19 protein-coding genes and 2 pseudogenes are annotated in these 21,689 nt (G+C 60.8%); 9 read left to right on the forward strand and 12 right to left on the reverse strand.

The features are described 5' to 3' along the window. Positions 1 to 37 precede the first annotated feature (37 nt). Positions 38 to 266, reverse strand: a pseudogene (gene eno, locus ACVWVY_RS02355) (phosphopyruvate hydratase); the annotation flags it as partial. 178 nt (positions 267 to 444) lie between these two features. Between eno and ACVWVY_RS02360 the strand changes: the two are divergent. Continuing rightward, positions 445 to 662, forward strand: a pseudogene (locus ACVWVY_RS02360) (SOS response-associated peptidase); the annotation flags it as partial. 640 nt (positions 663 to 1,302) lie between these two features. Here ACVWVY_RS02360 and ACVWVY_RS02365 read toward each other — a convergent pair. Together ACVWVY_RS02365 and ACVWVY_RS02370 are read right to left on the reverse strand one after the other, a co-directional pair. Next, positions 1,303 to 1,512: a hypothetical protein gene (locus tag ACVWVY_RS02365; protein WP_456624867.1), complete on the reverse strand. Its 210-nt coding sequence runs from the start codon at positions 1,510 to 1,512 to the stop codon at positions 1,303 to 1,305. Between the two features lie 1,548 nt (positions 1,513 to 3,060). Next, positions 3,061 to 4,695, reverse strand: coding sequence for a methyl-accepting chemotaxis protein (locus ACVWVY_RS02370; RefSeq protein WP_456632076.1), 1,635 nt, complete (start codon positions 4,693 to 4,695; stop codon positions 3,061 to 3,063). Here ACVWVY_RS02370 and ACVWVY_RS02375 point away from each other — a divergent pair. From ACVWVY_RS02375 to ACVWVY_RS02385, 3 genes are all read left to right on the forward strand, one after another. Further along, positions 4,594 to 5,259: a hypothetical protein gene (locus tag ACVWVY_RS02375; protein WP_456632484.1), complete on the forward strand. Its 666-nt coding sequence runs from the start codon at positions 4,594 to 4,596 to the stop codon at positions 5,257 to 5,259. The two genes, ACVWVY_RS02370 and ACVWVY_RS02375, sit on opposite strands and share 102 nt — an antisense overlap. 614 nt (positions 5,260 to 5,873) lie before the next feature. Beyond that, complete coding sequence (locus ACVWVY_RS02380) at positions 5,874 to 6,092, forward strand: hypothetical protein (RefSeq protein ID WP_456624868.1); 219 nt, start codon at positions 5,874 to 5,876, stop codon at positions 6,090 to 6,092. Between the two features lie 629 nt (positions 6,093 to 6,721). Continuing rightward, complete coding sequence (locus ACVWVY_RS02385; RefSeq protein ID WP_456624869.1) at positions 6,722 to 6,979, forward strand: hypothetical protein; 258 nt, start codon at positions 6,722 to 6,724, stop codon at positions 6,977 to 6,979. A gap of 46 nt (positions 6,980 to 7,025) precedes the next feature. Here ACVWVY_RS02385 and ACVWVY_RS02390 read toward each other — a convergent pair whose 3' ends face one another. Beyond that, positions 7,026 to 8,726 (reverse strand): alpha-amylase family protein, encoded by a 1,701-nt coding sequence (locus ACVWVY_RS02390; RefSeq protein ID WP_456624870.1) that lies wholly within the window; start codon positions 8,724 to 8,726, stop codon positions 7,026 to 7,028. 593 nt (positions 8,727 to 9,319) lie between these two features. Here ACVWVY_RS02390 and ACVWVY_RS02395 point away from each other — a divergent pair. Continuing rightward, positions 9,320 to 9,541, forward strand: a complete 222-nt coding sequence (locus ACVWVY_RS02395) for a hypothetical protein (RefSeq protein WP_456624871.1) — start codon at positions 9,320 to 9,322, stop codon at positions 9,539 to 9,541. 743 nt (positions 9,542 to 10,284) lie between these two features. Continuing rightward, positions 10,285 to 11,175, forward strand: a complete 891-nt coding sequence (locus ACVWVY_RS02400) for a transglycosylase SLT domain-containing protein (RefSeq protein WP_456624872.1) — start codon at positions 10,285 to 10,287, stop codon at positions 11,173 to 11,175. Between the two features lie 8 nt (positions 11,176 to 11,183). Here the strand turns inward: ACVWVY_RS02400 and ACVWVY_RS02405 are convergent, their stop codons facing one another. The 7 genes from ACVWVY_RS02405 to ACVWVY_RS02435 form a co-directional block, all read right to left on the reverse strand. Beyond that, positions 11,184 to 13,055 (reverse strand): peptide ABC transporter substrate-binding protein, encoded by a 1,872-nt coding sequence (locus ACVWVY_RS02405; protein WP_456624873.1) that lies wholly within the window; start codon positions 13,053 to 13,055, stop codon positions 11,184 to 11,186. Positions 13,056 to 13,434: 379 nt separating this feature from the next. After that, complete coding sequence (locus tag ACVWVY_RS02410; RefSeq protein ID WP_456624874.1) at positions 13,435 to 13,782, reverse strand: hypothetical protein; 348 nt, start codon at positions 13,780 to 13,782, stop codon at positions 13,435 to 13,437. Positions 13,783 to 14,031: 249 nt separating this feature from the next. After that, positions 14,032 to 14,538, reverse strand: coding sequence for a hypothetical protein (locus ACVWVY_RS02415; RefSeq protein ID WP_456624875.1), 507 nt, complete (start codon positions 14,536 to 14,538; stop codon positions 14,032 to 14,034). A gap of 10 nt (positions 14,539 to 14,548) precedes the next feature. Then, positions 14,549 to 15,355, reverse strand: coding sequence for a molybdate ABC transporter substrate-binding protein (locus ACVWVY_RS02420; RefSeq protein ID WP_456632077.1), 807 nt, complete (start codon positions 15,353 to 15,355; stop codon positions 14,549 to 14,551). Continuing rightward, entirely contained in the window at positions 15,355 to 16,182 is an 828-nt protein-coding gene (locus ACVWVY_RS02425) for a substrate-binding domain-containing protein (RefSeq protein ID WP_456632078.1), read from the reverse strand. Before ACVWVY_RS02425 ends, ACVWVY_RS02420 begins: the two co-directional genes overlap by 1 nt. 19 nt (positions 16,183 to 16,201) lie before the next feature. Then, positions 16,202 to 16,924, reverse strand: a complete 723-nt coding sequence (locus ACVWVY_RS02430; protein WP_456632079.1) for an energy-coupling factor ABC transporter ATP-binding protein — start codon at positions 16,922 to 16,924, stop codon at positions 16,202 to 16,204. 2 nt (positions 16,925 to 16,926) lie between these two features. Then, positions 16,927 to 17,619: an ABC transporter permease gene (locus ACVWVY_RS02435; RefSeq protein WP_456624876.1), complete on the reverse strand. Its 693-nt coding sequence runs from the start codon at positions 17,617 to 17,619 to the stop codon at positions 16,927 to 16,929. 82 nt (positions 17,620 to 17,701) lie between these two features. Between ACVWVY_RS02435 and ACVWVY_RS02440 the strand changes: the two genes are divergently transcribed. The 3 genes from ACVWVY_RS02440 (at position 17,702) to ACVWVY_RS02450 (ending at position 20,217) form a co-directional block, all read left to right on the forward strand. Continuing rightward, positions 17,702 to 18,595 (forward strand): substrate-binding domain-containing protein, encoded by an 894-nt coding sequence (locus tag ACVWVY_RS02440; protein ID WP_456624877.1) that lies wholly within the window; start codon positions 17,702 to 17,704, stop codon positions 18,593 to 18,595. A 111-nt stretch (positions 18,596 to 18,706) separates the two neighbouring features. Continuing rightward, positions 18,707 to 19,105: a hypothetical protein gene (locus ACVWVY_RS02445; protein ID WP_456624878.1), complete on the forward strand. Its 399-nt coding sequence runs from the start codon at positions 18,707 to 18,709 to the stop codon at positions 19,103 to 19,105. A 380-nt stretch (positions 19,106 to 19,485) separates the two neighbouring features. Then, on the forward strand, positions 19,486 to 20,217 hold the full coding sequence (locus tag ACVWVY_RS02450) for an oxygen-binding di-iron domain-containing protein (protein WP_456624879.1): 732 nt from the start codon (positions 19,486 to 19,488) through the stop codon (positions 20,215 to 20,217). A 123-nt stretch (positions 20,218 to 20,340) separates the two neighbouring features. On the opposite strand, the gene ACVWVY_RS02455 is transcribed toward ACVWVY_RS02450, so the two are convergent. Continuing rightward, positions 20,341 to 21,612, reverse strand: coding sequence for a threonine ammonia-lyase (locus ACVWVY_RS02455; protein ID WP_456624880.1), 1,272 nt, complete (start codon positions 21,610 to 21,612; stop codon positions 20,341 to 20,343). Between the last annotated feature and the right edge of the window lie 77 nt (positions 21,613 to 21,689).

The raw sequence follows: 21,689 nt of genomic DNA on the forward strand, positions 1-21,689 counted from the left end.
GCCGATCCCGAGAACAAGTTGCGCCGAGCTCAGCATGCCGGCATCGCCGACCCACCAGGCCGGTCAGGCCTTCCGGCCTTCCCAGTCGTCCTCGCACATTCGGTCTTCGATCGACGTGACCGGATAGCGGCCGACGAGGCCCGTCAGATGTTCGGCCTGCACTGTGATTCTCGTACCAGGCCTTCGCCCTCATAATTGCTGTCCTTGAAAAACTCGGTCGCGGCGCAGTCGAGCGCCAGCACCATATCTTCATCGGGCTTGTAACCGGTCATCAGCGGCCTGAACGCTTGTTAGGTTAGAAGGAGTGAACAGGGCAGTTCGCCGCCATCCGGAAATCCCGCTGCGGTGAAGCTATCGAGTTTCAACTCAGTGAGCCATCGGTCTCGATAGTAATCGCCTCTTCCGGACAGTTGGCCCGCGCCATGTAGGTCTTGTCGACGAGTTCCGGGGGATGTCTACGGCTTTCTCACAACGGCACCGAACGCCGTGGTCGAGCCCATTCATCCGAAGGCCATGCCGGTGATCCTGACGACCGATGAGGAGCGCGACGTTTGGATGTTGCGCCGTGGGACGAGGCTAAGGCATTACAGCGGTCCTTGACGGATGATGCGCTCAAAATCGTCGCGCGTGGAGCCGACAAGGAAGACAAGGTAACAGCGTAGATGAGCGCGGTGGCCAGATTAGGTTCGAGCACCCGATGCTCGTTCACCCCCACCTTTTCCCAAACACGGGCGACTTCACCTGGTCGACTTTCCAATCGGAAAAGTCATAATTACCTGACCACACGTGGACTTTGGTGGCGCAAACCTCACATTTGAAGCTGCCTGAATGCTTTTCTGAGTGGTGCTCCCTTGTCGCGCTGTAAGGCAGCCCGCAACTGGGACAGCTAAAATATTCGGTCGTCCAAATACTGCTTGCCATCGCCGAATTATGAGACGCTCCAAGCACCTTGGTCCAGCTCAGCAACCCCTCACGTTAAATGATCTACTACTCAACGCGTCAAGACCGCCGTCTAACTGGTAGCACTTTCTTAACTCGACGGATTTGGACACGCGGATTGGGGTCATGAAGGCGCTGAACCCCGGTGGCGGCGTCGTGGCGACCCTATGCTGGCGCGGATCGGGGTGATGAAGGCGTGGAACCGTCATGTCGCTCAAGAGGGACCAATGACCGTGCTTATCTACGTCGATACGAGCAAGCAATGGCGACCCCGATCACCTCAAAGTCTTCGCGAATGTCGACGCCGTGGAAACCTGGTTCGCGAATAAGTGTCCGTGCCAACTGAGCGGCTCGCCGTCCGGATCAGTGGGTAGTCACTGGCGGTATCATATCGATCAACCGGTTGTCCTCACCTTGCACCGTGACCAGACGTCCCGTCTCTCGCGCGATTTTCCGAGCCACTTTCAAGGCGGCATCCTCGTCTATGTATTCGAGAAAGATAATGCTGCCCTTCCCCGAAAAAGACGTGGGGTTCGATACGCTGATGATGATCAAGGGCGCTTTTTGATCCATCACTTCAGTATCAACATAGACGCCAGGACGATCGAAAAAATGAACAGCCCCAAGATGGCGACTTGAAGTATACGTTCGGCAGCCATTGCGCTCCCCCGCAAATCTGTCCGGCGTGCGTAACGCGAAAGGGCGCCATTAGTTCCGGCTATTGGCGCCTTCGTTCTGCGCTTTTGGTGGCTGTAAGCCCGGCGATGAAAGCCAATCGCTTAAGTGGGCAGCGGTATCTAACTGCCTGATTTTCCTCCGTAGGGCGTCTAACTCTGGTCCAGGCTTTAGCTGTGTAACTTGCGCTTCCAGCCTGGCTTTCTCGGATGCGATATTCTCTTCAAAGGTATGGGGGACAGACCGGCGACGCTCCATGACACAACCTCGTGGCTTTGCGGGTCCTAACCGCAGGGTTTGCAAGTTCCAAAACTTTAATATGCCGATGCCGCGGGTTCAGTTCCATAGTGAACACAGCCGGCGTAGAAAATAAGAACAAAAAGCCCGCCAGCGCGAAACCGGCCGGCGTTCCTTCCAGCGCGGCGCGTAAGAACGGGAAACAGCCTTGGCGCGTGATACTGGCGCCGGTCATCGTCGCCCCTGACCTGGCGCATTTGGAATGACGGCCCCAGTTTTTGAGAGGGCTGGGGCCGTTTCTCGGGAAGCGGACGAAAGAGGCCGCCAGCTGAGGTGGCCTTACTCTTCCAAGCCAACGTCTCCGCCTTTGTGCGGCGCCCTGGATGACTCTGGGAACGCCGCTGGTGCGGCTGCCAGTGGCGGGCTGTCATGGTGCCGGTCGATCGGCGCTGGCGCATGGGTGGCCGACACTGATTCCTACGGCGCCGTTTAGGACCTTTAGGACACGGTAAGTATTGAAGTCCGTACTGGGGGCAGGATTGCGACCCTCCGGAGTTCGGATTGTGAGCATTCGCCGCCTGGCGACGGCGAAGCGGGAATCATGATCATGAATCTGATGTGCGTCGGTGTCATTCTGATCGGGTTGGCGCTGGTTGCCAGCCACAATGTGGCCGACTATACCGAAAAAAGCCGGCGAGAACCGGACGGCTCAAGAGGGCCATCAAATGATCTATCGGGAATACGAAATTGAGCCTTCGAGGTGGGTCGCAATAGTGGCACGCTCGGTTTCGACGCGCAGGCGCGGGGCTTCGGTCCCGCTCACGCCGTCGGTGAAGGTCTCAAGCCTGCCGCTTCCAACCGGCGGGTTTTTCTTTTGAATTGGGCAGGCGCGGCAACTGCAGATTCTCTCTCACCGGCCGCTGGTTTCGAGGTGCGGCCGTGGAATCGGCCGGGACAATCGAGCGGCACACCGCCGCTCGCACCGTCTTTGAAGGTCTAGATGGATGATAATCATAACAGCTCCGGTTTCCGGTGATTTGACGCCCTTCAATGAATATCTTCTCGAAGTCGTGCAGACGGCGATCGGCGCAATGTTCCGAATAACGATAGAGTCCACCAGGTGTTGGAATCTGATCACACCATGCCGGCGGCACAGCTCGGGTGGCGGGATAAATCCTCCGCCTTCCTCAACTCCTCAGGGGTACGCCATTAACCGGCACGGACGGATTCGAGGAATTTAGCCACCTCGACCTTGAGCCGATTGCTGTCGCCGGATAGCATCTGCGCCGCCGACAGGACTTGCGAAGAAGCCGATCCGGTCTCGCCAGCGCCGCGCTCAACATTGCCAACGTTAGACGAGACCTGCTGGGTGCCCTGCGCAGCCTCGTGCACGTTGCGAGAGATTTCCTGCGTCGCCGCGCCCTGCTCTTCAACCGCCGCCGCGATTGTGGACGAGATTTCTGAAAGGCGCGCGATGGTGCCAGAAATTGCCCTGATTGCGCTGACCGACTCCCCGGTCGCAGCCTGGATGCCCGAGATTTGCTGGCTGATCTCGCCGGTCGCCTTAGCGGTTTGCTGGGCCAGCGCCTTCACTTCAGAAGCGACCACGGCAAAGCCGCGGCCCGCCTCGCCCGCGCGCGCCGCCTCGATGGTGGCGTTGAGCGCGAGCATATTGGTCTGGGCGGCGATCGTGTTGATGAGTTCGACCACGTCGCCGATGCGGCCCGCCGCCTTAGACAATTCGCCGACGCGGTCGTTGGTGGCCCGCGCCTGATCGACGGCATCGCCGGCCATCCGGGCCGATTCCTGCACCTGCCGGCTGATCTCGGTCACCGAAGACGTGAGCTGTTCGGTCGCGGAGGCGACCGACTGCACATTGGCAGTGGCCTGCTCCGAGGCGGCCGCCACCGCCGTTGCCAGTTGCTGCGACCGGTCGGCTGTCGCGGTGAGCGTCCTCGCGGAGGCTTCCAGCTCGGTCGAGGCCGACGAAACCGTCTCAACAATCTCGCCGATCTTGGCTTCGAAATCATCGGCAAGCCGATTCATCGCGGCCACCTTCTCGGCCTGCGCAGCCTTTTCTAGAGCCTCCCGCTGCGCCTGCATGGACCGTACCTTTTCCGCATTTTCCTTGAACACCAATAATGCGCGCGCCATCGCGCCCATTTCGTCGCGGCGATCCATGCAGGGCACAGCAATCGAGGTGTCGCCCTCGGCGATCGTGCCCATCGCACCCGTCATCTGATTCATGGATCGAACAATGCGGTTGAAAACGATCCAGAGAGCACCTACCGCAAGAAGGATTGATAGAGCCATCAGGAAGCTATTCAGCAGCAAGGTTTGCAGGCTGTTGCGCTGCGATGCGTCGGCTAGTTTTGCGGCTTCCTGACTGGCCAGTGCGCTGAGTGCGATCACATCGTCGATCGCTTTTGTCGATTGATCAAACCAACTGGTGGAATTGATCGGATAATTCCCGCCACCGAGGCCCGCGGCATAGACGCCCTTGCGGGTTTCTTCGAAGCCTCGGAACACGTTCTCGCGAACGCGCTCGGTACCGGTCACGATCCTTGCCGGCGCCGATGATTTTGCGGCATAGGCCTGCACGTAGTCCCAGGAAGCCTCAAGGCGCCCCCGGAATGCGGATAGATTGCTGATTTCCTGCGAACTCATCGGCTTTCCGGACGCCACAAGCGCCGCTACCGCTGCCCGCTCGCGGCCGAGATACTCGCTCATGATCCAGATGAAATGCTTGAAACTCTGCAAGCTCGACAAGCGCGACTGGATGTCATCCTCTTCCATCGCCGCCGCGACACGGAGTGCCTGGCTCGCTGTGATGAGTGCGGTGATGGTCGGAGCCCACTGAGAGACCACGATTTTCTCGCGCGCATCGGTCGGTTTAGCGATCTCGGCATCGGCACGAATGCGAAGGGCCGCCAATTGATCATGCGCCCGCTTTGCACCGGAAATCATTTGATCCTTGCTGGCAAAATGCCTCTCGCCCATGCGAACCAACGCCTGCTCAAACGGCCGGTCGCCGAGTTTGCGGAAATTTGCGATCGCAGCCTTCTGGGCCTCGGTCGCGGGATCGGTGGCATTAAGCGCCAGATTGGTCGCGCCGCGCTCGCGAGCCCATTGGCCGGCACTTTCCAGCAGCATGTCCGCGGTTTCGTTGACCGATGCGGCGTCAGAAGCCGCTGCACGCTCCAGAGTCGCATTCCGCAAGACGTGCCCACAGATCCCAATGCCGAAGAGGGCCAGCAGCGAGACCGCTGCAACGAGAAGATTGCGAATGTTCCACACTGTCGCGACTTGCGCGGACGCATTGATACCGGGCATTTCCGTTTCCCTCAACGAGCGCTCGGAGCTGCCCTCATTCAAAACTGGGCTGATCGCTCCGACGGACTCAAGTAACTCACCAAACTCGTGCTCGACGAGAATGGGGCCAAATGCATCGCGCAAAACTCGCGATGGAATTCCCGTGGTCTCGTTGGACCGCTCGCTATGATTCAGCGCTTGCCAAGATGGTATGTCGGAGGTGCCACATTAATCTTAACGGCGGCTGCGTAGATCTACGGGAAAATTGCTCCGAGAATCACCGGGAACGAACATCTATGCGTGCTGAAGGGACTATCGTACACGCTAAGGTCAGGCCGACTACTTAACATTGGTTGAGCTGCATCGAGGCATGGGACCAACCACTAGCTGGCACTTGCAGCCAGGCGAATGCCGAACATCGGCTTTTATTCAGCCAGAGCCAATTCCGTATCCGCAACGGTCATCCGAGTCGGTTTGACCGACTACGGCGTTTCCGGTTGAGACCACCCCAACGGACATCGTCAGCTTGACGCGGCACGTCAGATGAGAAGGTATCGTTGATGGACTACTCGCTGATCTGCTGCTGTGGCCTGATCCCCACACCGCGACTGAAAACGTGCCCGATTGTTAACTTCCGAACAGACAGGTCAATTCCATTTCATTTTGATCGGCTGCCACTCCAACGTTCTGATTCGTTTGGGATCTGATGAATGGATCGTTCTGTTATTGCGGATGTTCCGCGCGACAAGTATGTCGAACGGTGTAAGCAACGCGCACTTGATTATCTTGACCGAGGTGACCTCAAAAACGCGGTCTCCTCATTCGTCAACAATATGGATGCCCGTCCCGATTGCGAGTTGCCGCACCATTTGGCAGCGCTCGGTGTCTCGCTGTGGATGAGCAAGGATGTACAGGTTGGAAGGCGTTGATCGAAGGGTTTAAGTGATGATTGCACCACAAGAGCATATATGCAGTCTCGGCTCGCAGCCCAGTTCGGAGGACCTTAAACCAGGCGAGGAAAGCCAACCGTATATGTCGGCGGCAGCTTGTGTCTATGCGGCAATCCGGCGTGAGAAGGGTGAACGAGGCGTTCAATATCACCAACGGCAACGTGTTCGAGTGGCAGAACGTGTGGCCAGCCGTGGCCAGAATCCTTGATGTCGAAACGGGGCCTGACATGCCAACAAGCGTGGCAGCCTACCTGAAGCAAAATGCGGATCTCTGGGGCCGGATCGTCACAAAGTACGGACTTTGTTCGCGGAGCCTGGGTGAGCTTGTCGGCCAGGGAGACCAGCATGCGGACTTCGCATTCGCTTACAGCGGGCACTCGGGCATTCGTGAGCACCATCAAGCTGCGCCAAGCCGGGTTCACAAAGACAATCGATACCCAGGACGCCTTCCGCAAGGCACTACAATCCCTGCTCGATCACAAATTTCTGCCGCCCGCCACGAAATAATCCGGACCAAGATCGCAAGATCGGTTTGGGTGACTTGGGCGGCCAGATGTTGGCTTGTGGCAGCACTTAGCTGACTGTCCGCTTAGCGCACCTCCGGACTCATGCAGCGCAGCAACGCCGAAGCCACCCCACAAGCCAGCGAAGAGTTACGAGGTAGTCAGATAAGCGATGAAGCGTTCCAGGAACTCGGCTGTTTATTTTGGGAACGAGCTCAGATAACCGAGTGTTGTTGTTGCATGGAGGAAATTGCCATGCTTCTGTTTTACTTACCGATCATAATCTTCGAAGCGATGTTCGAAGCGATGTTCGAAGCGAACGAGAACAAGCGCAAGGCGGGCGTGTCCGCGGTGATTGAATAGCTCACCTATTGCTGCGATCGCGCTCAGCGTGCTCGACGCCAAACGTTCACGCCGGATGACTGGTCTTTCCCGCCGCATCGGTATCTATATCGCTGCGCTTTAAGAGATAGTCGAGCCCGCCGACGCGGTACCAGCGGTAGCCATAGGCCTCGAGCAGCAGCGTGTGCTTACCGCGATCATTGGCCCGACTGTGATCCTCGGTCAGGAGGTTGACGAGAAGTTTGCCGGCCTCGCCGGAAAGACCGACTGCGAATGAGACTTCGCGCGGCTTCTCGTCGAGATTATGCACGAACAGCACCGAATTGTTGCGCCAGTCGTAGCGAATGACCAGTACGGCGGGATCGTATGTCGCGATCACCCGGAAATCGCCCCAGCCGACCTCTGGGACCTCCTTGCGCATCCGGATGATGCGCTCGGTCCAGTTGACCATCGAGTTGGGGTCGCGTCGCTGATTCGCGGCGTTGACGTGCTCATAGCCGTAAGGACCCTTGTCGATCACCGGCAGGCAGGGTTTGTCGCTTTCGGTAAATCCGGCATGCGGTTCGGTCGACCACTGCATCGGCGTGCGTGCGCAATTGCGTTCGGGCAGATCGAGATTGTCGCCCATGCCAAGTTCGTCGCCGTAGCGGATGACGGGCGTCCCCGGCAGCGTACATATCAGGCTATAGGCGAGCTCGATCCGCCGTCGGTCGCCGCCCAGCATCGGCGCCAGCCTGCGTCGGATGCCGCGGTCGTAGAGTTGCATGTTCTTGTCGGGACCGAACGCCTTGAATACGGCCTCACGCTGCGCCTTGGTCAGCCGCCCGAGGTCGAGTTCGTCGTGATTCCGCAGAAACAGGCCCCATTGCGCCGTGGCCGGCCGCGGCTTTGTGGCGGCCAGCGATTTCGCGAGCGGCCGGGAATCGGCGGACGCCAGCGCATAGAACAGGTGTTGGTTGACGTGGAAATTGAACATCATATGCATGCGGTCGCCGTCGCCGCCGAAATATTCCATGTCGGTTTTCGGCAACACGTTCGCTTCGGCAAGGATGATGGCGTTGCCCTGCCGCCATTGCAGGAATTCGCGGAACGAGCGCAGCATGTCGTATTGCTCCACGGGCTTCTTCACCTTCGCGCCCTTGGTCGCGATCACAAAAGGCACCGCGTCCATGCGAAAGCCGGAGACGCCGAGCTGAATCCAGAACCCCATGACCTTGAGGATCTCCGCCTGCACATACGGATTCGAAGTGTTGAGGTCGGGCTGAAAATCGTAGAAGCGATGAAAATACCAGGCGCCGGCTTGCCTGTCCCTAGTCCAGGTCGATTTCTGCACGCCGGGAAACACCATGCCGGTATTGGCATTCGCCGGCCTCTTGTCGGACCAGACATACCAGTCGCGATAAGATGAACCCTTGCGACTTCGTGCATCTTTGAACCAGGCATGCTCATCCGAGGTGTGATTGACGACGAGATCGATAATGACGCGGATGCCGCGCTGTCGGCAGCCATGAGTGAATTCGACGAAATCGCCGAGCGTGCCGTAGCGCGGATCGACGCCGTAATAGTCGGAAATGTCGTAGCCGTCGTCTCTGCCGGGCGAAGGCTGAAACGGCATCAACCAGATCGTGGTGATGCCAAGCCCGTGCAGATAGTCCAGCCGCCGCAACAGTCCCTTGAAATCGCCGACGCCGTCACCGTTGGCGTCCATATAGGTGCCGACGGACAGGCAATAGAAAACGCCGCTCTTGTACCAGAGATCATCGATCATGCAGGAGTCGCATGCTTGGTTTGCCCTCTATCAAGCATCAACTCGTCACAGAGTTCCGTGATGCGGACCGACTTCAGAGACCTGGCTGAGTCTGATGTCCGTTGAGGGTCCATCAACGGACCTTGAGGTCTCGAAATCCCCCTTCCGTTCCACCTCCAGAAGCGGACATGCCCGTGAACGGCAGCTTTGCGCAAAGCGGCCGTTCGCTCGCGAGCCATTTCAGACGGGCGGCGCCCCTCCCTTGACCTCGCGATATTACGTTAGGTCGATCCCGCCGTGACTTCGAGTCAGAGCCGGGTTCGATTCCAGTTAGGGCGATCGTGGAGACCGGAATGGCGTAGGGCGTGCCCGATGCCGGGGAGCCTGCTGCTTTATTTTTGCGAGCGAATGCCGCGCGTCAGCTTGTTGGTATTTCTGTTGGTATCGGCAGCAATCGGCGAGGAAAATTACTTCAAGTTCAAATGGTTATTGGAGTAGGCGCCTGCCGGCCAGGGGCACCATGCTTCGCTGCTTTGAAGCTTCGGCTTGGCAGGCCATGCGGGTCAACCGATCGGGCGTGGCACCGGGCACGATGAACTTGCTATCATCTCATCATGACCAAAGAGCAGGTTAGGGAAATTCTCGATCGCGTGTTGACCTGGCCGCAGGCGGATCAGGAGAACGTCGATCGCGTCGCCTGCCAGATCGAGCCTGTGCGTGACGTTGACGACATCAGCGAAGACGCGTGGCGAATTATCGAGGAATGCGCCGCGCGGCGAGACCTTGCGAGCGACGGAGCACTCGAGGCGCTATTCAGCCGCCACCGCAACGCATGAGGCTTCGTCGCTATCGAGTGCACCGTCACCGAATTCCGCCTTCGCTCGTTGACGGCCTTGTTGGTCCAGAAGCGCTTTCTTTGCCCCATCGCAGAAACTTTGCGCTTCTCCTCTGTTGGTATGCAGCGGTGGAACTGGGAATTGGCAGCCGTTATGACGGCCGCGCGGAGCCAAGCGCGAGCGGCTTCTAAATCAAGTCACCCGTCCTGACTGGCCCGATCCGCCCACTCTAATGGAACGCCGATTGCTTTTTTGAATTGCGGTGACGATGAATCCAATTGACCCGTCACGCCTTCGCGGGCACCGCCCGCCACCTAAGTGCACCGCCCCACCGTTTCCTGCCGAACACGGGTGCGCGATGCGTCGCAATCAAGAGAACCAGGCGCTTAAATTGATCTGACGTCAGCGGAACCACCGCGAATCCGCAATCGATGACCTCACGGATTGTTCCGCGCACGGTAGAATTACGGGCGAGAAAACATCGCGCTGCCGCAGTTCATCCGCGAAAAGTCCACATCCGGCCTCTATCCGACCGGCCTTCTCAACATGGATGGAAGTTGATGCGATATCTTTTCGCCGTCGTGATTGCTGTGTTCGCGATCACGCTGGATTTTGAAAATTCCAACATCAGATCGATATGGAGGGAACCATCTTTCGTCGTCGCCGAAGCGCAATCGGAACCCGCCGCCACGTCGAATTCGCACACAGAAACTGTGACCGCGTCCGTTGAGTCTTCGCTAGCATTGGACATAACAAATGTCGTTGCCGCGCCATACGAGAAGGCAACGGCAGCCGACGCCGATGCTCATGCAGCCGCCTCGGTCCACAACGAGTCCGAGTCAGCCTCGGTAGACGACGAGTCCAAGCCAGCGGACGTGATCTGCGAAACGGTCAAGGCTGCCGCCGAGGAACACGATATCCCGATCGGATTTTTCGTCCGTCTGCTGTGGCAGGAAAGCAGGTTTCGTTCCGAAGAAGTCAGTTCGGCAGGCGCGCAGGGCATTGCGCAATTCATGCCGCAGACGGCCGTCGAAATGGGTCTGAGAAATCCGTTCGATCCGCTGCAGGCGATCCCTGCGTCGGCAAAATTTCTTCGCAAGCTTTACAATCAGTTCGGAAATCTCGGGCTTGCTGCGGCCGCGTATAATGCGGGCGGCGGCAGAATCGAGAAGTGGCTTTCACGACGCAGTTCATTGCCTGCGGAAACACGCGCTTACGTCAAGATCATCACCGGCCACAAGGCCGAGGCGTGGACCGATGAAGAGAATACCGTCTACATGCCGACCGACCTGCCACAGAAGGCGCCATGCGAGGGCGTCGGCGGCCTGTCGCGGCAAGACCAGATCGCCGCTGTCAATGTCGACCTGACGCCTTCCGCCAGCGCGCTGTTGCGCAAGGCGGAGGTTGAAGAGGCCGAGGACAGGAAGAACGCCGCCGCGAAGAAGCTGCGCGTGGCCGCAAGTTCGGCCGCCGGACGTGGCGGCGCGGCCTCGCGAAAGACAAATGCCCGCGCTGTGCTGCTGGCAGGAAAGGGATCGGCGCGCAAGCCGGGGAAACGAGCCGTGACGCGTCTTGCGTCAGCTTCTTCCCACACTGGTCGCACGAAGTCATCGAGGGCGGCGCGGGAATTGTAGCTATCGATCTATCGCCGAACAAAGAAGTCCCGCGTCGGTCGCGGGCTTTTGTCTCGCGAATTCGCCCGCCACATCCGAAACCTCGCTTTCACCCCTCCCCGATACCAGCTCGCAAGCTGCCACAGATCGAGGTCCCAGCCTGAGAAGTGCGCGGTCAGCTTGCCGCCGACCGCTGCGACCCGGGTCCGGGAGATGATGGGCTGGATGTAATTGTCCGACACGACGAGGTCGTTGAGCTTGATGAACAACGCCGCGCGCTTCACCGCGTCGAGCTCCTGGTCGACCTGCTTGTAGATCTCGTCATATTCCTTGCTTTGCCAGCGCGAGACATTGCGCCCCTGCCACTTGTTTTCCTTGTTCGCCACCTGCCACGACACATACTGGTTCATGAAGAACTGCGGATCGGCCTGCGGCATGGTGGTGTTGTACATCTGCGCGTCGCAATAGAAATGCGGGTAGGTGTCGGGATTGGCGGCGTCGGAGGAGAAGAACACCGATCCCACCACCGACTTCAGTTCGACGTCGATGCCCGCTTTCTGGCACGCCTGCTTGACGATGGACTGGGTCTTCTGCCTGGGCGCGTTGATCGAGGTCTGGAACACGAACTTGAGCGGCTTGCCGTCCCTGGCGCGAATGCCGTCGCCGCCCTTTTTCCAGCCGGCGGCCTCGAGGATCTGGTTGGCCTTGTCGATGTTGAATTCGAACTTGGTATTCTTCGACCGGAAGCGCGGCGGGTTGTTGAGGAAGTTCGCGGTCGCCAGCGCCGTGCGGCCATAGATGAATTTCTCGATCGAGGCGCGATCGATCAGGAGATTGATGGCCTGCCGCACGGCCGGATCGCTGAACAGCGGATGTTTGGTCTTGATGCTGGCGCGCTCGCCGTCGACCTCGACCGCAGGATCGGTCGAGTTGAGTTGGATGAATTCGACGTTGCCTGACGGCGTGATGCTGATCTTGCCCTTTCCGAGGGCTTCCATCTTCAGCAGGATCTCGTCTTCGACCTGCATGTTCCAGGCATAATCATACTCGCCGCTCTGCAGCACCGCGCGCGCCGCCGACACCGCGTCGCCGCCGCCCTTGACCTCCACCTCATCGAAATGCGGCCGGTTGGCGACGTGGTAGTTGGGATTGATTTTGGCGCGGAGCATGTCGCCCGGCTTGAAATCGACGAACATGTAGGGGCCGGTGCCGACCGGCTTCAGATTGTGCGGCGCCTCGCGCGATTTGGCGCCGACGTAATCCTTGAACAGGTGTTTAGGGATGATCGCGCCGTAGTTGGCGACAAAGGCATCGGCCCAGAATGGCGTCGGCTTGGCAAAGGTGACGCGGACGGTGAAGTCGTCGATCTTCTCGACCGTGATGTCCTTGTAGCTGGCGATCGAGACCGCCGCGGTCTCCGGCGTTCTGGCATATTCCCAGTTGAAGACGACATCGTCTGATGTGAACGGCATGCCGTCATGCCATTTGACGCCGCGCTTCAGCTTCCAGATCACCGATCGGCCGTCCTCGGCCAATCCGTCATTCTCCTTGCTCGGAATCTCGGCAGCGAGGATCGGCACCAGATTGCCGTCATTGTCCCATCCCGCCAGCGGCTCGTAAAATATCCTGGAGCCTTCCTGGTCCTTGGTGCCGACGGCGAAATGCGGATTGAGCAGGGTCACGGCCTGCCAATACATCAGTTTCAGCACGCCGCCGCCGCCGGCTTTGGTCGGCTTGTAGGGAAGCGCGGTCGCAGCCATCGCGACCCCGGACTGGCTCAGCATCATCCCGGCGATCGGCGCTGAAAGGCCCACGGCGATCATGCGCTGGACAAAGGCCCGTCGCGACAACCGGCCGATCCTGACGTCCGCAATCAGGTTTCGAAGTTCCCGTTCTTTCATGGGGCCTGCTCCCTAACTGGTGCTCAATGCCGCGTCGCGCTCGATCAAGGAAATGGATCAGGTCAGCGCGAACCTGTCAAAGCAGGATCCGGGCCATGCCGTCATACCGAGTCCAGCCGAGACAAGGTGACGCGGCGTCAGGTGGCAGCGCACCTGATTTACACGCCACGCTTTCGCGCGCATCGCTTGTAACGAAGGGCGGATGGCGGATTACGCCTTCGGCTCCAATCCGCCCTACGCAACAGGCGCCACGCTGCCGGCGCGAGGGCCATGCGTACACCGGTCCGGCCGCAGGCGCCATCGATCAATGGCGCCTTCGCCGTCAGAGCAAACAAAAAGCCCGCATCGCTGCGGGCTTCTCGTTTTCGTTCAACCTTTCTTACCAGCCGCGATAGCCGCCGCTGCCGAAGCTGAATGTTACGCCGGGGCCGCCGCCGTAGTAGCGAGGACCGCCGTAGTAGCCGTATGAACGCGGCGCGTAGTAGCCATAGCTGTTGTAGTACGGCCGGTAATGACCATGCCCCCAGTGGCGATGGTGGTGGTGATGGCCGCGCCAATGCCCATGGCGGTGGCGCGAACTGATGTCAGTCGGGGATTGCGTGGCAGTCCGCGATTGCGTCGCATCAGTCGAAGATCTCGTCTTCGCCCAATTGTCAGCGGCGTTGGCGACGGAACTTCCCATCAGCGCCGCCGTACCGACGGCCAAGATGATTGCTAGCTTCTTCATTATCGAACTCCAGTTAACGTGTGAGATGCTAATCGCCGGGCTGGCGTCACGTTCCGGAGTGCGACATTTAGCTCCGCGCGCTGCTTAACGAATGTTCACGAACATGAACGGCGGCGTACACCGCGGGGCCCGGACACAAAATATCGAAAACAACCCCATGCAAAGTAGAACGGCCCCGGCGCGCAGCCCTCAGGCCGCTTGCGTCGTGGGAACGAGATGGTCCTCGCCCACGCCTAATCTCGTTCTGCTCTATTGCACCGGACCGATCGTCACCGCGATCGTATCCCCCGCCACGCCACTCACCTGCAGCACGACTGGGCTCGCATCGAGATCGAGCCGAACGCTCTTGCGCACACCCGGGCAATCGCTACGGCCGGTGCTGCCGACGGAGCGGGCGTAGCGGCCGTTCTGGATCACGTCGATCCATGCGTCGTCGGACAGCGTGATCTGGTAGATGCCGGGCTTTGCCAGCGCGGGCAATCGCACCATGCCGCCGTGCCACTGCTCGGTTCGCGGCTTGCGCTCCGGCGGCATGTCGAAAGAGGCTTGCGCCCCCGGCTGCAGGCGGATGACCAGCGCGCTCACCGGCAACGCTGCCAGCGCCTCGCCGGCCGCAATCGTCGTCTTGTCGGTTGCGGCGAATGCTGCGCGTTCGCGCGCCAGCGACCATGCAAATTTTTCGCAGCCGTCGTCGGCGGCGTCAGCCGATGCGAGCGAGGCGATCAGGGCGATGGCGGCGAGGCACGGGCGAAGCATCAAAAATCCCCTATTGCGTCAGAGCAGGCGCGGCAAAGCCGTGTTTTGCGAGCGTGCGCTGGCCTTCCGCCGACAGGATGAAGAGTGCGAACTTGTATGCCGATGGCGTTGCGCCGTTCATGACGGTCATGCCGTAGTCAGCGCCGACCGCAAGCGCGTCGGGCAATGCGACGATCTGCTGGGTCGGGTTCTCGCGCTGCGCGGCCAGCGCATTGGTGCAATAGGTCAGGAAAATATCGGCCGCACCTTGCGCAAGGAGCTCGCCATAGACCGAGCGACCCTGCGGCGCGGGCGGGCTCGCGGGCCCGCCGGTGAGCTGCAGCGCTTTCTTTTCCAGCGCCGCTGAGGCGCCCGGGCTGAGGTTCTCGGCTTTACGAAAAACCTCCCAGGCGTAGTCGCCGGAGGGATCGGCCTTCGGCGTCGAGGTGCCGAGCTTGACCGAAGAATCAAGCATACGGTCCAGCAGCGAGGCTTGCGTGACCGCAAGGTCGGGCCGCGCCAGCGCACACAGCCGGTTGCGCGCGAACAGCGTCACGGGGCCGCTGCGCTTCTCTGCAGCCAAGGCTTGCGGGTGCTCCATGTTGGCGGAGGCGAACACTTCTGCTTTTGCGCCAGCGGCGATCTCGTCCTTTAACAGACCTGATGGGCCGAACTTCGCCTGCACCTTGCCGAGACCTGCGGCCTCGAAAGCGTTTGCCACCTCCGTCAGCGCGGCACGCAGGCTGCCGGCCGCATGGAGCAAGACCGTTTCTTCTGCCATTGCAGGCGCCGTCATGATCGCGACAACCGCGAGAGCTGCAGAAAGCCGCGTCCGCATCACGCGCCGGAATCGTTGGCGTTGGGATAGAACAACTGCTCGCCGTTGATCTTGTAGTCGGCGATGGCCTTCTGACCCTCCGACGACACCAGCCAATCGATGAGCTGCTGGCCGAGATCCTTTTTCACGCTCGGATGTTTTTCCGGGTTCACCAGCATGACGCCATACTGGTTGAACAGCCGCTTGTCGCCTTCGACCGCGATGACGAGGTCGCCGCGGTTCTTGAACGACAGCCAGGTGCCGCGATCGGAGAGCACATAGGCGTTGGAGGCCGAAGCGGTATTCAGCGCAGCCCCCATGCCCTGCCCGATCTCCTTGTACCAGGGGCCCTTGTCCTTTGCGATGTCGATGCCGGCAACCTTCCAGAGGTTGAGCTCGGCCTGATGGGTGCCGGACTTGTCACCGCGCGAAATGAAGTCGGCGCCCTTGGCCTTGATCGCACCGAGCGCGGCAACGATGTCCTTCGATCCCTTGATGCCGGCCGGATCGCCCTTCGGGCCGATCAGGACGAAATCGTTGTACATCACGGGATAGCGCTTGACGCCAAAACCTTCGGACAGAAATTTTTCTTCCGCAGGCTTTGCGTGAACGAAGACGACGTCGGCATCGCCGCGGCGCGCGGTATCGAGCGCTTGTCCCGTGCCCTGCGCCACCACCTTCACATCGATGCCGGTCTTGGCCTTGAACGTCGGCAGGATGTGGCCGAACAGGCCGGAATCCTGCGTCGAGGTGGTCGAAGCCACCACGATCGATTTATCCTGTGCGAGCGCGTGGCCTGCGAATACGAGGGTGGCGGCGGCTACGATCGCCAGACGGCGCGTAAGCATGTTCATTTGTTCTCTCCCATCAAATCAGTAATTCGCCCGCGAGGAATGTCTTGGCCTCGGCGGTTTGCGGCCTGTCGAAGAACGACGCGGCGGCGCCGGTCTCCACGATGCGACCGCGGTGAAGCATGACGACGTCGCCGGCGAGCCTGCGCGCTTCGCCGAGATCATGGGTCGCCATCACGACCTTGATGTTGCGTTCGCTCACAGTGCGGATGATGTCTTCCACCGCCTTGGTGGCGGTGGGATCGAGGCTCGCGGTCGGCTCGTCGAGAAACAGCGCGGCCGGATCGCGCGCGAGCGCCCGCGCCAGCGCCAGCCGCTGCTGCTCGCCGCCGGATAACCTTCGCGCGGCGCGGTCGGCGAGATGAGCGAGACCGACCAGTTCGAGCAGCTCAACGGTGCGGCGCGCATGCTCCGCGCGCGGGATGCCGGCAGCGCGCAGCGCGAAGCGGATATTGGCGGCGGCGCTGCGGCGGAGCATCGCCGGGCGCTGAAACACGATCGCGCGCTTCAGCGGCGGGACATTTTCCAGGCCGCCCCAGGTGATGCGCCCACGTGTGGGCGCGAGCAGCCCCATCGCCACGCGCAGCAGCGTGGATTTGCCGGAGCCGTTGGGACCGATCAGCACCGTGGGCGCGCCCGGCAGCAGGCTGAGCGCGATATTGTCGAGGATCGTGACGCCGCCTGCCGTCACCGTGACGCCATCGAATTCAATCGGCAGTTCACTCGACGGCGCGCGCATGGTCATCCCGCCAGTCGTTCGCCGGCGCGGCGGGCGGTCCAGGCCAGCGCGTTGACGGCGATCACGATCGCGATCAGCACGAGCCCGAGGCCGACCGCGAGCGGCAGGTCGCCTTTGGAAGTTTCCAGCGCAATCGCCGTCGTCATCGTGCGGGTAAAGCCTTCGATATTGCCGCCGACGATGATGATGGCACCGACCTCCGCCGCGGCACGGCCGAAGCCGGCAAGCAGTGCGGTGACGAGACTGAAGCGCGCGTCCCAGATCAGCGCCGTGACGCGGCCGAGCGGGCCGAGATTCATCGCGGTGAGCTCGTCGCGGTATTCGATCCAGAGATCCTCGATGGTCTGGCGCGCAAGCGCCGCGACGATCGGCGTGACCAGCACGGTCTGCGCGATGATCATGGCCCGCGGCGTGAACAGCAGGCCGAACGCGCCGAGCGGCCCGGAGCGCGACAGCGCAAGATAGACCGCGAGGCCGACGACGACCGGCGGCAGGCCCATCAGCGCGTTGAGCAGGACGATAACGCCCTGCCGGCCGGGGAATTTTGTCAACGCAATCCAGGCCCCAAGCGGAATGCCGATCAGCGCGGCCAGCACCACCGCTGATAGACTCACATAGAGCGACAGCCGCACGATGGCGAACAGCGCGGGGTCGCCGCTGAGCACGAGTTGAAGGGCTGTTACGTCCTGAGGCATGGGAATTCCGTTTGGCAAACATCTTGCGCAGACGGTACCGACATGGTCAATTTGCGGAAACGCTGCATCCAGGTGCATATTAATGCCTATGCGGGAACTCCTGACGACCGACGAGGCCGCCGACTATCTGCGGCTATCGGAACGCAAGCTTTACGAACTGGTGGCGGACCGCGCCGTGCCTTGCAGCAAGGTGACGGGGCGCTGGCTGTTTTCGCGCGCAGCCCTCGACCGCTGGGTGTCCGCCGGCCTGATCGCGCCCGCGGCGCTGGCGCAGGTGGCGGCGCCGCCGATCGTCGGCGGCAGTCACGATCCGCTGCTGGAATGGGCGTTGCGCGAAAGCAGTTCCGGCCTCGCCAGCCTGCCCGAAGGAAGCGAGGAAGGTCTGCGGCGGCTGACGCAGGGCGAGGTGATGATTGCCGCGATCCATCTGCACCGCCTCGATGGGGATGACGAAACCGCCAATGTCGATGGGGTCGCCGATATGCCGGGGTTGCACGATGCGGTGGTGCTCGGCTTCGCACGGCGCGAGCAAGGCATTCTCGTTGCGCCCGGCAATCCGTTGGGCTTGAGCGACATGGCCTCGATCGGCACGTCGCGCGCGCGCATGGCGCAACGCCCGGCCGGCGCTGGCGCGCAATTGCTGCTGCTCGCCCTATTGGCGCGCGCCGGCATCGCGCTCGACGATTTGAAGCTGGCGAAGCCCGCCTTTCCGACCGGCCCCGATATCGCCCAGGCGATCCGCGCAGGCCGCATCGATTGCGGGATCGCGACGCGAAGCGTGGCGAAGTCGGCCGGGCTCGATTTCCTGCCGCTAGCGTGGGAACGTTTCGACCTCGTGATGCGGCAGCGCGACTATTTCATGAAGGGGCCGCAGGCGCTGTTCGACTTCATGCGCGCGACCACCCTGCGCGACCGGGCGGCCGAACTTGGCGGCTATGACGTCAGTGACACAGGCGTTGTGCGGCTAGTGAATTAGCGTGCGGACTTGTCAGCGCGCAGCCAAATGCGGCCACCGCCACGCCACCAAATAGCCTAACGACTCAACGACGCCTATTGCAGCGGGCCGCGGGCACCAAGGGAGGAACTGATGGATACTCCAACGTCTGCCGCACCTGACGAGAAAATGCCTTCGTCGGAGCAGGCCGTGACGACACAACCCGGCAAAGAGAAATCGAATCCTTCTGGGCCGCTGGAGATCAGCGCCGAACGATTCAACTCTTCCGTTGCCCGGTTGACCACAAATTCGATAGACGAACTTCACAAGTTGGCTTTCGAGCTTCAAAAGATGCAAGAATTCCTGAAGACCGAGGTCGAAAGCGTGCAGCGCCAAATCGACAGCGCGGTCGCCGGAATCAATATCATCGTCGAAACGATCGGTCCGTGGAAAAGCATGGCGGGCTCACAAACACCTCCACCCGGCAATCGCAACGTCCGCGGGGGAGGACCGGCGGCCAGCATTGAGCAACGCATTCGCGTCGGGCAGTAACGGCCGAAGCCGCTCAGCGATATTTGCTGGCTGCGGTGAACTTCTGGATTCATCGCGTTTTCCAACAATGCCATTCTCAGTGCAGGCGCTGATGGAGCCGCCTACGAAAGCATCGGCAGGTTCATAGACCTCGCCGTTGATCGCTTGTTCAAAGTCTGCACCTGCGTCGCGGCTGATGGCACCAAGCGGCCGGCCGGACAGCGGGAACCTGTCCGCTGTCGATGGGACGGCGGACATCGTTCAAAGCCGCATCGACATCCGCTGATGACCAGAACGGACATTCTGTCGGGCCTCAATCGTGACTATGGCATCGGATCGCCAGATGGTAGCCTGACGAACTTCTTTAGGCGTTCGATCTCCATCTATCGACAGGATCGACAATGGACATCAGGGCTGACGAAATCGCGGCGGGAATTTATCGCGTGTCGGTTTTCTTGCCTCAGGGCGCAGGAGGGGCCGGGTTTACGTTCAATCACTTTCTGATCGTTGGCGACGAGCCGTTGCTCTTTCACTGCGGGCTGAGGAAGATGTTTCCGTTAGTCTCGGAAACCGTCGCCAAGATTATCCCTCTCAAGGAATTGCGCTGGCTCAGTTTTGGCCACTTCGAGGCCGATGAGTGTGGCTCGATGAACGAGTGGCTTGCCGCGTCCCCTCGTGCAGAGTTGATGCATGGTGCAGTCGGTTGCAGAGTTTCGATTGCGGACATGGCAGATCGTCCACCGCGTGTGCTCTCTGACGGCGAGATTATTGATATCGGTGGCAAGCGCATTCGCTATATTGATACGCCGCATGTCCCACACGGCTGGGATGCAGGAGTCATCTTTGAGGAGACCACAGCCACGCTTTTGTGCGGCGACCTCTTCATGAGGCGCGGTGGCGGACCGCCACTTACGGAGAACGATATCGTCGGACCCGCCATGGAAGCGGAAGATTTTCTCGCGGCGACCAGCCTCGGACCGACAACTGCCCCTAATATACGGAAGCTTAGGGAATTGAAGCCGACCACGCTTGCACTGATGCATGGGTCGGCTTTTAGAGGCGATGCGGTCGGCGCAATCAGTGCGCTGGCGGATCGTTTTGAGGCTCGTCTGCAGGCGGCGATGGTGCGCTAACTTGAGTCCGGAATGCGGCCCCAAGCAGGCGTTCAACAGGTCACTTTGAAGCCACGGGCTTACCCACCTTGTCTTAACGGTTTCTTTGCGCAAACCGGAATTGCTTCGTTCGAAAACGCTACATCACCGCCGCCCCGGCAGCCACGCGACAAAGCCGGCTTCGCCGAGCCGTTTCATCACTTCATCCAGATGCGCGCGGTCTCGCGTTTCGATCACGACTTCGAGCAGCGTGCCCTTGGCGGGCAGGTCGGAGAAGGTGCGCTGATGCGAGACCTCGATGATGTTGGCGCCGGCCTCGGCGAGTAGCGCCGAGACGGCGGCCAGTTGCCCCGGCCGGTCGACGATGTCGATGGCGATCTGCGTCAGCCGTCCCTCGCGCACGAGCTCGCGCGTCAAGACCGAGGCGATCAGCCGCGTATCGATGTTGCCGCCGGTCAGCACGAGACCGACATTGCGCCCGGCAAAACGCTCCGGCGCCGCCAGCACCGCGGCAAGGCCCGCCGCGCCGGCGCCCTCGACCACGGTCTTTTCGATCGCGATCAGCATCGCCACCGCACGCTCGATCTGGTCCTCCGTGACGAGAACGATGTCGTCGACGAGACGGCGGATGATGTCGGTGGTGATCCGGCCCGGCGCCTTGACGGCGATGCCTTCGGCCAGCGTGTCGCCGCGCATCGGCAGGCTCTCGCCCTTGATGGCGTTGTACATCGAAGGATAGAGCTGCGCCTGCACGCCGACGATCTGCAACTCCGGCTTCAGCGATTTGGCCGCTACCGCCATGCCGGAAATCAGTCCGCCGCCGCCGATCGGAACCACCAGCGTATCGAGCTGCGGCACCGAAGCGAGCATTTCGAGCGCGATGGTGCCCTGCCCCGCGATGACATGCGGATCGTCGTAAGGATGAATCATGGTGAGGTTCTGCGCCTTGCCATGCGCGCGCGCGAACTCGGCGGCCTCCTCAAGCGTCTTGCCTGAAATAATGGTCTCCGCACCGTGACGCCGCGTATTCTCCATCTTCACCATCGGGGTGCCGACCGGCATCACGATCACGGCGGGAATACCGAGCCTGTGTGCGTGATAGGCCACACCCTGCGCATGGTTGCCGGCCGACATCGCGATCACGCCGCGCTGTCGTTCGTCCGGCGATAGCGCCAGCAACCGATTGAGCGCGCCGCGCTCCTTGAAGGTCGAGGTGAACTGCAGGTTCTCGAATTTGAGCCAGAGATTGCAGCCGCAGATCTCGCTCAGCGTCCGGCTCAGGTCGCACTCGGTGACGATGACGGAGCTGGAAATGGCAGCGGCGGCGGCTTTGACATCGTCGAGCGTGACGGCAAGCCGGCCCGCCGTCTCTGAAGCGTGCTGGTCCGGCGGGGCATTCTTGGGGGCTTTCGGCATTTCAGGGGCCTCGTTAGGAGGCAACCGTATATGCCTTTTCAGCCGGAAGCGCCTCCTCCGAATCTCGTAAAAACCCC

It is taken from the genome of Bradyrhizobium sp. URHC0002 (genome assembly GCF_054059515.1).